General features: G+C 54.9%; 15 protein-coding genes. 9 read left to right on the top strand and 6 right to left on the bottom strand.

The genetic code is table 11. The annotated features are described in order from the left end of the window. Positions 1-3 precede the first annotated feature (3 nt). From Q4606_RS02075 to Q4606_RS02055, 5 genes are all read right to left on the bottom strand, one after another. Positions 4-582, bottom strand: coding sequence for a peroxidase-related enzyme (locus Q4606_RS02075; RefSeq protein WP_303594402.1), 579 nt, complete (start codon positions 580-582; stop codon positions 4-6). Positions 583-625: 43 nt separating this feature from the next. Continuing rightward, positions 626-1,609, bottom strand: a complete 984-nt coding sequence (locus tag Q4606_RS02070) for an MDR family oxidoreductase (RefSeq protein ID WP_303594404.1) — start codon at positions 1,607-1,609, stop codon at positions 626-628. Positions 1,610-1,656: 47 nt separating this feature from the next. Beyond that, on the bottom strand, positions 1,657-2,295 hold the full coding sequence (locus tag Q4606_RS02065) for a TetR/AcrR family transcriptional regulator (RefSeq protein ID WP_303594406.1): 639 nt from the start codon (positions 2,293-2,295) through the stop codon (positions 1,657-1,659). A 148-nt stretch (positions 2,296-2,443) separates the two neighbouring features. Continuing rightward, entirely contained in the window at positions 2,444-3,964 is a 1,521-nt protein-coding gene (locus Q4606_RS02060; protein WP_303606511.1) for an aldehyde dehydrogenase family protein, read from the bottom strand. Between the two features lie 69 nt (positions 3,965-4,033). Next, complete coding sequence (locus Q4606_RS02055) at positions 4,034-5,452, bottom strand: WS/DGAT domain-containing protein (protein WP_303606510.1); 1,419 nt, start codon at positions 5,450-5,452, stop codon at positions 4,034-4,036. A 350-nt stretch (positions 5,453-5,802) separates the two neighbouring features. Here Q4606_RS02055 and Q4606_RS02050 point away from each other — a divergent pair, with 350 nt between their 5' ends. Both Q4606_RS02050 and Q4606_RS02045 read left to right on the top strand, forming a co-directional pair. Next, positions 5,803-6,726, top strand: coding sequence for an alpha/beta hydrolase (locus Q4606_RS02050; protein WP_303594412.1), 924 nt, complete (start codon positions 5,803-5,805; stop codon positions 6,724-6,726). 84 nt (positions 6,727-6,810) lie between these two features. Then, positions 6,811-7,560, top strand: a complete 750-nt coding sequence (locus tag Q4606_RS02045; protein WP_303594415.1) for a hypothetical protein — start codon at positions 6,811-6,813, stop codon at positions 7,558-7,560. A 41-nt stretch (positions 7,561-7,601) separates the two neighbouring features. Here the strand turns inward: Q4606_RS02045 and Q4606_RS02040 are convergent, their stop codons facing one another. Continuing rightward, entirely contained in the window at positions 7,602-7,880 is a 279-nt protein-coding gene (locus Q4606_RS02040) for a polyhydroxyalkanoic acid system family protein (RefSeq protein ID WP_303594417.1), read from the bottom strand. Between the two features lie 126 nt (positions 7,881-8,006). On the opposite strand from Q4606_RS02040, the gene ubiE reads away from it, so the two are divergent. The 7 genes from ubiE (at position 8,007) to tatA (ending at position 12,773) form a co-directional block, all read left to right on the top strand. After that, positions 8,007-8,789, top strand: coding sequence for a bifunctional demethylmenaquinone methyltransferase/2-methoxy-6-polyprenyl-1,4-benzoquinol methylase UbiE (gene ubiE, locus Q4606_RS02035; RefSeq protein ID WP_303594419.1), 783 nt, complete (start codon positions 8,007-8,009; stop codon positions 8,787-8,789). Beyond that, positions 8,789-9,430 (top strand): SCP2 domain-containing protein, encoded by a 642-nt coding sequence (locus Q4606_RS02030; protein WP_303606509.1) that lies wholly within the window; start codon positions 8,789-8,791, stop codon positions 9,428-9,430. Before ubiE ends, Q4606_RS02030 begins: the two co-directional genes overlap by 1 nt. Beyond that, entirely contained in the window at positions 9,427-11,070 is a 1,644-nt protein-coding gene (ubiB, locus tag Q4606_RS02025; protein WP_303606508.1) for a ubiquinone biosynthesis regulatory protein kinase UbiB, read from the top strand. The genes Q4606_RS02030 and ubiB overlap by 4 nt, the downstream gene beginning before the upstream one ends. A 125-nt stretch (positions 11,071-11,195) precedes the next feature. Next, complete coding sequence (locus Q4606_RS02020) at positions 11,196-11,573, top strand: nuclear transport factor 2 family protein (RefSeq protein ID WP_303594425.1); 378 nt, start codon at positions 11,196-11,198, stop codon at positions 11,571-11,573. A 117-nt stretch (positions 11,574-11,690) separates the two neighbouring features. Further along, positions 11,691-12,107, top strand: coding sequence for a phosphoribosyl-AMP cyclohydrolase (hisI, locus tag Q4606_RS02015; RefSeq protein ID WP_303594427.1), 417 nt, complete (start codon positions 11,691-11,693; stop codon positions 12,105-12,107). Positions 12,108-12,119: 12 nt separating this feature from the next. Continuing rightward, the gene (locus Q4606_RS02010; RefSeq protein WP_303594429.1) at positions 12,120-12,449 is read left to right on the top strand and encodes a phosphoribosyl-ATP diphosphatase; all 330 of its coding nucleotides are present in this window, start codon (positions 12,120-12,122) and stop codon (positions 12,447-12,449) included. 90 nt (positions 12,450-12,539) lie between these two features. Beyond that, positions 12,540-12,773 (top strand): Sec-independent protein translocase subunit TatA, encoded by a 234-nt coding sequence (gene tatA, locus Q4606_RS02005; protein WP_303594430.1) that lies wholly within the window; start codon positions 12,540-12,542, stop codon positions 12,771-12,773. Positions 12,774-12,783: the final 10 nt, after the last annotated feature.

The following is a 12,783-nucleotide window of genomic DNA, read 5'->3' as shown; positions in this document are numbered from 1 at the left end:
GGCTTAGCGACCCAATGCGTAAAACTCCGCATTCGGGCGCATGCTTGTCACATTCGCCATCCGGTTGGATAGCCCGAAGAACGACGCAACGCCCGAAATATCCCAGATATCTTCGTCAGTAAAGCCGTGATGATGCAGCACAGCGAAGTCGTCATCGCTGACCTCCTCTGCCCGCCGGGAAACCTTGACGGCAAAATCCAGCATCGCTTTCTGGCGGTCACTGATGTCTGCTTTGCGGTAGTTAACCGCCACCTGGTCCGCAATCAACGGATTCTTCTCCCGAATCCGCAGAATCGCACCATGAGCCACCACGCAATACTGGCACTGGTTCAGGTTGCTGGTGGCTACCACGATCATTTCGCGCTCACCCTTGGTGAGGTTACTGTCCTTTTCCATCAAAGCATCGTGATAATCGAAGAAAGCCCGGAACTCGGCTGGCCGGTGAGCAAGTACAAGAAACACATTGGGGATAAAGCCTGATTTCTCCTGCACTGCCAGAATCCGATCACGAATATCCTCCGGCATGGCGTCCAGTTCGGGCACCGGGAAACGGCTGATAGCTTGTTCTGTTTGTACCGTCATTTTATGTCCTCTATTTTTTTATTCAGCTTGGTAAACACCGGAATTAGTCGGCTACGGGAATCACCACACGACCCCGGATTTTGCCGTCCATGAGCCGGCCCGCGGCATCGATTGCGTCATCAAAGGGCACTTCGGTGATCATGCTGTCGAGCAGTTCCGGCGAAAGGTCCTGGGCCAGCCGTTTCCACGCGTGCAGACGGTCTTCTTTCGGTGCCATAACGCTATCTACACCACACAGGGTCACGCCCCGCAGAATGAAAGGCGCAACCGTAGACGGGAAATCCATTCCGGCAGCAAGACCGCATGCCGCAACAACACCCCGATACTTCATGCCAGCACACACGTTCGCCAGCACCTGGCCTCCGGCCACATCAATTGCCCCGGCCCAGGTTTCCCGCGCCAACGGCTTGCCTGGCTCACTCAATTCCGCCCGGTCCAGAATCTGCTTGGCGCCCAAAGACTTCAGGTAGCCTTCCTCTTCGGACCGGCCCGTGACAGCAGTTACCGAATAACCCAGTTTGGCCAGCACCGCGATCGCAACGCTACCAACGCCACCGGTTGCGCCAGTCACCAGAATGTCACCAGAATCCGGAGTAACGCCGTGTTTTTCCAGAGCAATCACGCAAAGCATCGCGGTATAACCTGCGGTGCCAATAGCCATAGCTTGACGAGCTGTGAACGGCGCCTGCAACGGAATCAGCCAATCACCGGACAACCGTGCTTTCTGAGCAAGGCCGCCCCAATGTTTTTCGCCAACACCCCAGCCATTCAGAACTACTTCGTCTCCGATTTTGAAATCTGCATTCGAAGATTCAGTTACCACTCCGGCCAGGTCGATGCCCGGGACCATCGGGTAACTTTTCGCGATAGGTGCGCGCCCGGTAATGGCAAGCGCATCCTTGTAGTTAAGCGTGGTGTAGGCGACATCTACGGTGACATCGCCTTCTGGCAACTGGGCCTCGTCGATCGCTTTCAAGGACACCTGTTGGTCACCCCGACTACCCTCAATCAAAATACCTTTAAACATATTGCCTCCAATGATTTCGCTCTATGATCTGAATTCATGTGTTTTCATCAGGAGCTGCGCACCAGTGCCATAAACCCTTCGGCAAACTGATCCAGCGGTTGTGAGCTTTTTTCGAGTTTTGCGCGAAGTACCGCGCCTTCCCAGCCTATCCAGAAGAACTGTGCCATCGAGCCCGGAGCCGCCTGGCCCGACACCTCACCGGCTTGTTGAGCTTCCCCCAACACCCGGGCGATCCGTGCTTCCCAATCCTGGAAGGTTTCGCGTAACAGGTTGCGAAAACTTTCAGGCAAGGCAGCCATTTCCTGCCCCAGGTTGCCGATCAGACATCCGCGCCGATAATCAAATTTCTGCATGCCGGCTTTCGCGTCATCGACAAAAGCCTGAATGCGTGCCAGTGGCTGAAGGGAAGTGTCAGACAGTGAACGCTCCAGCTTTTCGGCAAAAAAACGCCCGTACGCCTCGATCAACACTTTCCCGAAAGCTTCCTTGTTCTCAAAATAATGATAGAAGGAGCCCTTGGGCACGCTGGCCTGGCGCAGAATTTCGTCCAGCCCGGTATAGGAGTACCCTTTCTCGGTCAATGCCGCCAAACCCACCCGAATCAGCGTCTGGCGGGTGTCCTGATAGCCGGCATTCTGGCTTTTTGGTGGCCGACCACGCTTGCGTTTAACTGGTGTACTCTCCACACATCGCCCTTTATTTAGACCAATCGTCTAATTAATTATGCATATTTATGACCGAGCGTCTACTAAAAAGAAAAAACGCCTCAAAAGAGGCGTTATGGAGGGCATTAGAGTCAGACCCTTTTGCTCAGGGCCTGACGCGGTTTCTGGATCAAAAGAACCCGAGCGGGTTGATGTCGTAACTGGTCAGCATGCACTTGGTCTGCTGGTAATGCTCCAGTGCCATCTTGTGAGTTTCACGACCTACACCGGACTTCTTGTAGCCGCCGAAAGCCGCGTGTGCCGGGTAGGCGTGATAGCAGTTCATCCACACCCGTCCGGCCTGAATGTTGCGCCCCACACGATAGGCACGATTGGTGTCGCGGGTCCATACACCAGCGCCCAGCCCGAACTCCGTATCGTTAGCAATCGCCACCGCCTCTTCTTCGGTTTTAAAAGTAGTCACACCCACAACCGGGCCAAAGATCTCTTCCTGAAAAACCCGCATATTGTTCTCACCCTTGAACAGGGTGGGCTGAACGTAGAAGCCGTCTTTGAAATCGACATCCATTTCTTCCTTGCCGCCACCGGTGAGAACAACCGCTCCCTCCTGTTTGCCGATTTCCAGGTAAGACATGATTTTGTCGTACTGCTCCTTACTGGCTTGGGCACCCACCTGCACATCGGTATCCAGCGGATTGCCGCGTTTAATAATCCTGGTGCGCTCAACAACCTTCTGCATAAACTCTTCGAACATGTCTTCCTGCACCAGGGCACGGGATGGGCATGTACATACCTCACCCTGGTTGAAGAACGCGAGAACAAGGCCTTCGACACACTTGTCCACGAACGCCGGCTCGGCTTTCATGACATCGGAGAAATAGATATTAGGCGACTTGCCGCCCAACTCTACCGTTGATGGAATGATGTTTTCTGCCGCGCACTTGAGAATGTGCGAGCCCACAGGTGTAGAGCCTGTAAAGGCAATCTTGGCGATGCGCTTGCTGGTTGCCAGGGCTTCACCAGCCTCAATGCCATAGCCGTTAACAATGTTGATAACGCCCGGCGGTAGCAGATCACCAATAACCTCCATCAACACAAGAATACTGGCGGGCGTTTGTTCTGCCGGCTTGAGTACGGTGCAGTTACCCGCAGCCAGACAGGGGCCAAGTTTCCAGGCCGCCATCAGTATTGGAAAGTTCCAGGGAATGATCTGCCCGACCACACCAAGGGGCTCATGAAAATGATAGGCCACTGTGTTGTGATCAATTTCACCCATGTGCCCTTCCTGGGCCCGGATGCAACCGGCGAAATAACGGAAGTGGTCTGCCGCCAGGGGAATGTCAGCGTTCAGGGTTTCACGCACCGCTTTGCCGTTATCCCAGGTTTCAGCGACCGCCAGCTTTTCAAGATTGGCCTCTATGCGATCAGCAATTTTGAGCAGTATATTGGAGCGCTCTGCCGGCGACGTCCGCCCCCAGGCTGGTGCAGCTTTGTGTGCAGCATCTAGAGCCAGGTCAATGTCCTCAGCGGATGAGCGCGGAATCTCACAAATAACAGCGCCAGTTACCGGGGTTATATTTTCGAAATATTCCCCTTTAACCGGAGCAACCCACTCACCACCGATATAGTTTCCGTAACGGGATTTGAAAGAAACGACGGAACCGTCTTTTCCTGGTTGTGCATAAATCATTGTCGCCACCTCTTGTTGTGTTTGTAAATGACAACGCGGCTATGCGCGTTTACTCATTCACTGTAGACCTCAAACAACAATAGGTGAACCACCCGGGAATTCTGACAGTTCCTGAAGACAGTCCTCCAGGAAACCTTCCGGGTCTGCCAGTACCGCTTCATCTGCCACCACACCGAACTGGACCTGCCCGGCATAGCTGACAACACTGACGCCCAACCCGATATTACCGGCCTGAGGCACCCAGAACATCTGCTCCGTGATGCGGCAACCAGCAATATAGCGTGCCTCGGGCGTACCGGGTACGTTTGACACCACGGCACTGGCCTTGCGGTAAAAGACATCCGAAAGCGGCTGGCGCAGGGCTTCCGGGATCAGAGTCGAGCAGGAGGACAAGGCCCAGGCAATTCCGGGTTGCCAACTTTTCTTCAGCCTCCGGGTTTCCTGTTTTATGCGATAGAGCCGCTCCAGCCCGCTCTCTCCATCTACGGGCAAGGGCACGAACACAGTGCCAAAATAGTTGCCGAGAGCATCCGGCTCCGGCTTGAGGTCCTCAGGCAAACGACTGCGGATATCAATCGGGACGGCCGCATGCATTACCGCATCTTCTAATGCAGCGCCGGTAACCCCGAGGCGAGGACGAACCGCTGCCGCCACGCAGCCAAGCAGCACATCGTTGATGGTTACATTCGTCGCTTTGGCGATTGACCGGAGCCGGTCGAGAGGAACCGGCACGGACCATCGGCAATGACGCCGGCCAAGCAGCGGAGTTTTGAGATCTGAAGGTGTATCCTCCGGTTCTGCAAGAAAATCACTGAATTCATTCGCCCACTTAAGGCCATTGCGGGCCAGCTGGTCCAGCAACTTGCCCTCGGGCCCGCCGCGACCGCCTGACTCCTCCTTAAGGGATTCTTCTGTGCTGGCTTCGCCTGTAAGGTCGCAGCCAACCAACTTCTCAATACGGCTCTTGGCCGCTGATATCCAGGGCGATAGATCCCGGGTTTGCCGGGCGCCGTAGACAGCAGGGTGTTGTTGCGGAGAAGCCGGGCAAAGACGGTCAAAAATGCCCGTCAGCGATACCCCGTCGGCATAGCTGTGGTGAAGTCGCAACAACAATACCGCGCCGTCCTCTGCATTCGGTGCCAGCCAGAACTTCCACAAAGGGCGATACAACGGCAGGGGCTGATTAAGGCGAGCGGAAACCCACTCCTGAAGTGAAGATTCCGTGAAACGGTCAAGCACTACGTCCAGGTGGTGCCGGAGGTCAAATACCGGATCCTCCTCCCACCACCAGGCCGGCGCACGCTTGACCGGCATGTACCTGAAACGCTCCCAGGCCATCCAGTACACCCGCAAAAACTCCCGAAGCCGGGGCGCTGTCAGGCCATCGACTCGCATCATGACGGTAATAGCCATGGGGTTTCGGGGATTTTCCAGAGCCAGCCAGGCTGAATCCGCAGGAAGCATAAGATGCGTTTGATCGTGACTCAAACCCGAACGTCCCCGGAAGTAGTAGAGTGGAAAAAGATGTCACCTGCATTGTGACAGACATGCACCAACGGCTCCACAAAGGCGCTCACCACCCCCATCACCGCGCACCTCACGATGTTACAAAAAATTACACGTCTGCATCCCTACACTCCTATACTGGTTATAAGCCTTGATGTGATAGTTATTTGACCGCCCAAAAGGTCACCAGTTGACTATGGCTTGGTGATAGCACCGTTTCCACTGCCAATACAGATTGGGCCGCTCAGGAGTACAACAGGGTTACCAGCACAACTAGGTCACACGACCAAACTCTGAAAACAGGCTATTGCCGTGCTGGGAGGAGATGCATTATGAAAGCAAGCCATATCCGCAAGCTGATCAAGCCTATCAACAGCGCTTACTCGGAGATGTTCTCAGGTCGAGTCTATCGCGTTGGTGAAGGTGCCGTATCGGTTAGAAACCATAGTGGCTCAGCGAAGCAAACCGTTATTGGCGTACATGGCTTTCTGGAAAATCATTGTTACTTCACCCAGACTTACGACGCACCGACCACTGAATTGATCCTGCTGACCTGCAGCAACTACCATATTCCGGTAAATGGTGTAACACCGGAAACGCCGACGTGGGAAGTGCCGATCAAACACCTGGAAGGCACCATTGAATATGATGCGTGTATTCTGAACCAGGCCCTGACAAACCTGCCAAGCACTCGCAACATCCGCATTCATGGCCACTCACGGGGTGGCGCTGTTGTTCTTGAAGCGATCAAACACCGGCCAGAACTCTACGAAGATATCGAAGTGATTCTGGAAGCGCCGGCCCTGCCGAAGGGGAAAATTCACCCGTTGGTCACAGCGCTTCTTGAGCCTGTCAGTCACGGCATGTGGCCCTGGCTGATTCGCCTGATCAACAGTGCACCTTCATCCGCGTACGGACAAACATTCTTTGGGAAAATGAACCCTCGCAAAAAGCAGTTGCTGAGCAAACTGTTTTACTCAACCCGCGACCATCTGACCATTGTTCGCAACATTGAAAATATTCTTGAATGGATGGAGCGCACTGACACGGGCATATACCAGAATGTACGCCATGGCACCTTCCTGATTCCCGGAGTCGATCGCATTCTGGACCGCCCTGCGATGCTCGCAAGCGCGAGGCAAAGCCCGACCACCATGCGCATCATTGAAACCCAGGCACCGAGCCACTTCGTTACTCTCGACAGCAAGGAATGGCTGCCCGGATTCGAGTCTCTTCCTGCTGCTGCCCAAAACTGACCGGGCTTACTGCACCCTCGCTTTTCCTACGGTAAACTACCCGGCTATATTCAAACCTGCACTCAGACCTACCGGAGCTGGCCCATGTATCGTGAGCGCCTTGTTGGCACGGAAGTGCGCTCAGAAAGCGCCCGCCGCTTACAGCAGCTGCTACTGGATTATCACGACTTTCGGCAACAGAAAGCGGACCACCGGCTCCTCGACAGTGCACTCACCGTTGCAGACTGGCAGGCCAGGCGCCTGAAGCTGACCCACCAGGACCTGTATCAGCACCCTGGCTATCAGGCTGGCCTGGAGTTCCTGCTCACGGACCTTTATGCCCCCGCCAGCATGACACGGCGCGACGACAATATAGATCGGGTGTTCCCCAAAATGGTCAAGTGGTTGCCTGACCACTTGCTGGAAACGCTCGCCGGGCTGGTGGAGCTGAACCTGATTACCCAGCAGCTGGATCTTGAGCTGGCAGAACTGCTCGATGAACGCGACATACACGCCGAATCGCTAACGCCTGAACGTTACTGCGATGTTTACCGAGCAAGCCAGAAACTGGAACAGCGCAGACAGCAAGTGGTGCTGGTCGCCGATGTGGGGCAACAGCTTGACCGATATGTGCGTAATCGCACCTTGGGCTGGCTGCTCTCAATGAGCCGGACACCTGCAGAAATGGCTGACCTGAGCGATCTGCACGATTTTCTTCACAGAGGGTATTCGGCATTTCGCAGAATGGACAAGGTTAACCTGCTGATCGACCGGCTGGTCACCCGGGAGCAGCAAATTATGGACAACATTCTCAACGGTCGCCCGGACCCATTTGTGCTCCCGAACGACCTTTAACAGCCCATGAGCGCCTTATTTCAATCCACTCATGGTGTGTCTCAGGCTTTCAAAATCTGATCAAGCTGGCTATGAATCTCCTGCTCGATCCGCGATTTGAAAGGCCGCAATAACATGCCCAGTTCCAGGTGCACATTAAGGTCATCATCGGTAATGTTCAGATGACCTTTAACGCCCGAGCGTTTGAACTTGAGGTGATCTCCTTCCCACTGATAGTCGAGCTCGAACTTGCTGGAGAGGTCCTTGGCAAGTGTTTCCGCCGCTTCGCGGGCATGGTCTTTATCAAGAGTGTGGGCGCGATGTACATCGATTACGGACATGAATCAGTTTTCTCTTCAAAATTGAAAGGTTTTATAGTGTAAGTCGGTATTTAACGTCTAGCCACCCTTGTAGCAACCCCGCCAAGCGTTAGAATACGGGGTTCAGATTCTGACAGGACATGCCCCATGAGCGATCAACAAACGCCGGCCAGTTCCAATAACGGCCAGGATGACGTCACCCATTTCGGTTTCCGGAATGTACCCAAGAGCCAGAAGGCCGGCCAGGTCGCCGAAGTGTTTCACAGCGTGGCGGGCAAATACGATCTCATGAACGACCTCATGTCCATGGGCATCCACCGGTTGTGGAAGCGTTTCACCATCGAGCTCTCCGGCGTGCGCCCTGGCCACCAGGTGCTCGATATTGCTGGCGGAACCGGCGACCTGACCATGAAGTTCTCTGATCTGGTCGGGCCTGACGGCAAAGTGGTTCTTGCCGACATCAACGCCTCCATGCTGCAGGTTGGCCGGAGCCGCCTGACCGATCGCGGCTATGCCGGCAACATCGAATACGTGCAAGCCGATGCCGAGCACCTGCCTTTCCCCGACAACAACTTCAACGCGGTTTCTATTGCCTTCGGCCTGCGCAATGTGACCGACAAGGATCAGGCGCTTCGGGATATGACCCGCGTGCTGAAGCCTGGCGGAAAACTCATGGTGCTGGAATTTTCCAAACCCTCCAACCCGCTACTCAGCAAAGCCTACGATACATACTCCTTCACCGCCCTGCCGCTGATCGGCCAGCTTATCGCCGGCGACAGCGAGAGTTATAAGTACCTGGCCGAGTCCATTCGCATGCACCCGGACCAGGAGACGCTCAAGGGCATGATGGAAAACGCAGGCCTGGTAAACTGCAAGTATTACAACATGACCGGCGGCATTGTTGCCCTGCATGTTGGAATCAAACCCTGATGTTCCCTGGCCCGACCCTGCTTGCGGCAATAACCGCCATAATCGAGCGGGCACTGAACCAGGCGCTGGAACTGGATCCTGCTGGCCAGAAGGCGTTGCTGGCAGCGCTTGAAGGGCCTGTCCAGTTCCGCATGACCGACCCTCTGCTCCTTACCTTTTCTCTGCACAGAACAGGCAATCAGGTGCAGGTGCGGAGCCAGTCTGTAGATCAACCGGCACTGGAAATCAGCGGCAAGCCTCTGGCTTTCGCCGCACTGGCAACGGGCGATAACCGCGTGTTCACGGACAAGCGTCTCGGTGTCGTCGGCGATACAAACCTCGCACACCAGTTCCAGCGGTCGCTGGATCAGCTCAACCCAGACTGGGAAGCTGCCATGGCAAGACACATTGGCGACATGCTTGCCCACTTTATCGGCAAACGTATTCGCAACTCGGTAAGCTGGAGCCGCCAGGCTTTCACCACGCTGAACGCTAATATTGAAGAATACGTGCACGAAGAGAGCCGCGCCCTGCCCGGCAGACGTGAACTGGAAGCCACGTTCGAGGATATTGATTCCCTGAGCCTGCGTACCGAACGCCTGGAAGCTCACGTTAACCAAATCGAAAGCCGCAGCAATACTGACCAACCGGAGACTCCGTGACCCGCCTGCAACGCCTGTTTCGAATTTTCTGGGTATTCTGCCGTTACCGGTTGGACATATTTTTGCCAATGGCGGAACTTCCCGCACCGCTGAAATTATTTTTCCTGCTGGCTCCCTGGCACCTTTTCCCGCAGCCGAAGCTTGATCGTGGCGACCGGCTGCGCCTGGCTCTGGAAGAGCTCGGGCCAGTCTTCGTCAAGTTTGGACAGATTCTTTCCACGCGCCGTGACTTGCTACCAGACGACATGGCGGAATCACTCAAAACCCTGCAGGATCGCGTGCCTCCGTTCTCCAGTGATACGGCCCGCCAAATCATTGAGACCTCCCTCGGCGCGCCGGTTTCCGAATTGTTCAAAGCGTTCAGCGCTGACCCCATGGCGTCCGCATCCGTAGCCCAGGTTCATGCGGCTACGCTGTTGAATGGTCAGGAAGTGGTTGTGAAAGTGCTGCGCCCCGGCATCGAAAAAGTCATCCGCCAGGATCTGGCCCTGATGTATCTGATGGCCAACCTGCTGGAAAAATACTGGACCGAAGGCAAGCGACTGCACCCGGTAGAAGTGGTTGAAGATTACGACTCGACCATTCACGACGAACTGGACCTGCAGCGGGAAGCCGCCAATGCCAGCCAGCTGCGTCGCAATTTCGAGAATTCCCCGCTGATCTATATCCCCTTCATCGATTGGGATTACACCCGAAAGTCCGTAATGGTGATGGAGCGTATCCATGGCATTCCCATTGCCGATGTTCCGGCTCTGAAAGCGGCGGGCGTAAATCTGAAGGTTCTCGCAGAAAAAGGCGTCGAGATTTTCTTCACCCAGGTCTTTCGCGACAGTTTTTTTCACGCCGACATGCATCCGGGCAACATTTTTGTAGACGTTACCAACCCGGCCGACCCGAAATATATCGCGATTGATTTTGGCATTGTCGGCACCCTGGCACCGGACGACCAAAGCTACCTTGCGCGCAACCTGCTGGCCTTTTTCCGGCGCGACTACAGGCAAGTGGCGCAACTCCATATCCAGTCTGGCTGGGTGCCGCCGGATACCCGGGTGAACGAGTTTGAGGCCGCCATCCGTACCGTATGCGAGCCAATTTTTGAAAAGCCCCTGAAGGACATTTCCTTCGGTCACTTCCTGCTCCGGCTTTTCCAGACTGCCCGCCGGTTTAACATGGAGGTGCAACCACAACTGGTTCTGCTGCAAAAAACCCTGCTTAACGTGGAAGGTCTGGGCCGACAGCTCTATCCGGAGCTCGATTTGTGGAGCACAGCACAGCCGTTCCTGGAAGGCTGGATGCGCAAGCGGATAGGGCCGGCCGGCCTGATCAAGTCCCTGCAGACTCACCTGCCTTCATGGCTGGAACAGTCTCCGGAAATGCCTCAACTGGTCCACGACGCACTGTTACAACTCCGCAGCGCGGGCCCAACCGAGAAACAAAACCAGGACACTCTGGCGCTACTCCGGGAGCAACAGCTGAGAACCGACCGACTCTGGCGTCGTGGAATAGCAGCCCTCGCTCTGGTTGCCACCGCCATTGTAGGCACCCAGCCGGAAGCCCGCGATTGGGCAGAGAATGCGCCCATCTGGACCTGGGCCCTCCTGGCATGCGCTGGTGCTTTGGTGATACGCGGCAGCCGCTAAATTGGTCAGCTTTGCTACGATTCCGGGGCCTCGCTGACGACCTTTGGTTTCGCGATAAAGAACTATGTGATTGAATGGAACCTTTGGCACCCTAATCATCCCTGTGTTCGAAATGGAGTTTTTTCATGCAGCCCAAGCAAATCGTGGCGCAGTACATCGCGGACATCCATGCCCAGCGTTTTGATGAGGCAAAAGCCCTTCTGGTTGATGAGGGCTTCGAATATGTGGGGCCGAATATGCGCTTCCTCAATCCGGATGACATGATGACCTACCAATTCGGTATGGCCGCAATTCAGAAAGATCTTATCCTGCGCCAGCTTAGTGCCGACGGGGAGCATGTGTTCGCAATCCTGGATTACCAGACCAACTTTGAACCGATCGGCGACGTGCGCCTTGCGATCTGGTTTCGTGTTCAGGACGACAAAATCCAGACAGTTGAAGCTTTCTATAATGCTGCAGTTGTTGAAAACATGCTGGGAGGTAACCTTCCATCGGCCGGCTAACTCAATGAAGCTCAGAGCGGGCCAAGATGGTAAGCGTAGAGAAAAGATGCCACCAGCTTCTCGCTCGCCCTTTAGTTTACGGCAACTTTCAGCATGCAGTACTCGGGATTCATAAAAATGAAAGATGTACCTTATAATCTAGCCAACCTCGATTGGCTTGAAGCTGTCCGGTGGACGGCGGATGGACTCGTTCCGGCAATTGCTCAGGATGCTGTCACCGGCGACATTCTGATGATGGCCTGGATGAATCGCGAATCACTTCGCCTCACCGCGGAAGAGGGCCAGGCTGTTTACTGGTCTCGATCGCGAGGCAAGCTCTGGCGCAAGGGTGAAACCTCGGGGCACCAGCAGGTAGTAAAGGACATTCGCCTCGATTGCGATGAGGATGTGATCTTGCTGAAAGTGGAACAAAAGGGTGGAATCGCCTGCCACACTGGTCGACGCAGCTGTTTTTATCGCTCCCTGAAAGACGGAAAATGGACCAGTGTCGACCCGGTGATTAAAGATCCAGACGCCATTTATGGCAAGAACTGAGGAGTGTGTGCAGTGAGCGATGTTCTGGAAAACCTGACGCAGGTTCTGGAAGCCCGTAAATCAGCCGACCCGGAGAAATCCTACGTCGCCAGCCTCCATGCGAAAGGCCTGAACAAGATTCTGGAAAAGGTTGGCGAGGAGTGCACGGAGACATTGTTGGCCGCCAAGGACGCAGAACACTCCGGAAATACCCGGGCCGTGGTCAGCGAAACTGCGGATCTCTGGTTTCACAGCATGGTCATGCTTTCCAATCTGGGCTTGTCTTCCAAGGACATTCTGGACGAGCTGGCCAGCCGGTTTGATCTTTCCGGCCTTGAAGAGAAAGCGTCCCGAAGCCAATAAGTCGCGATACCCCTTTGGAGGGGTTTCCGCGAACAGCCCCCGGTAACGTACAATACCGACAAACAGAAACATTTAAACGAGGACCCCGTAATGGGCATCAGTATCTGGCAACTTCTTATCGTACTGGGCATCGTCATCCTGTTGTTCGGAACTAAAAAACTCCGCAACATCGGCACTGATCTTGGTGGCGCCATTCGCGGCTTTAAAAAGTCCATGAATGACGAAGACACCAAGTCCGAAGACCCGGACTCTCTGGAAGCTCAGGCCGATGAGCAAACACGGCAAGCAGCTGAAGAGAAGCCCAGGGATAAAACCAAAAGCTGAGACCAGACAG

The organism is Marinobacter sp. 1_MG-2023, assembly GCF_030549045.1.
Classification (GTDB): Bacteria; Pseudomonadota; Gammaproteobacteria; order Pseudomonadales; family Oleiphilaceae; genus Marinobacter.
The sequence above is the reverse complement of the archived record's forward strand: the minus strand, read 5'-3'. Positions and strand labels throughout refer to the sequence as shown.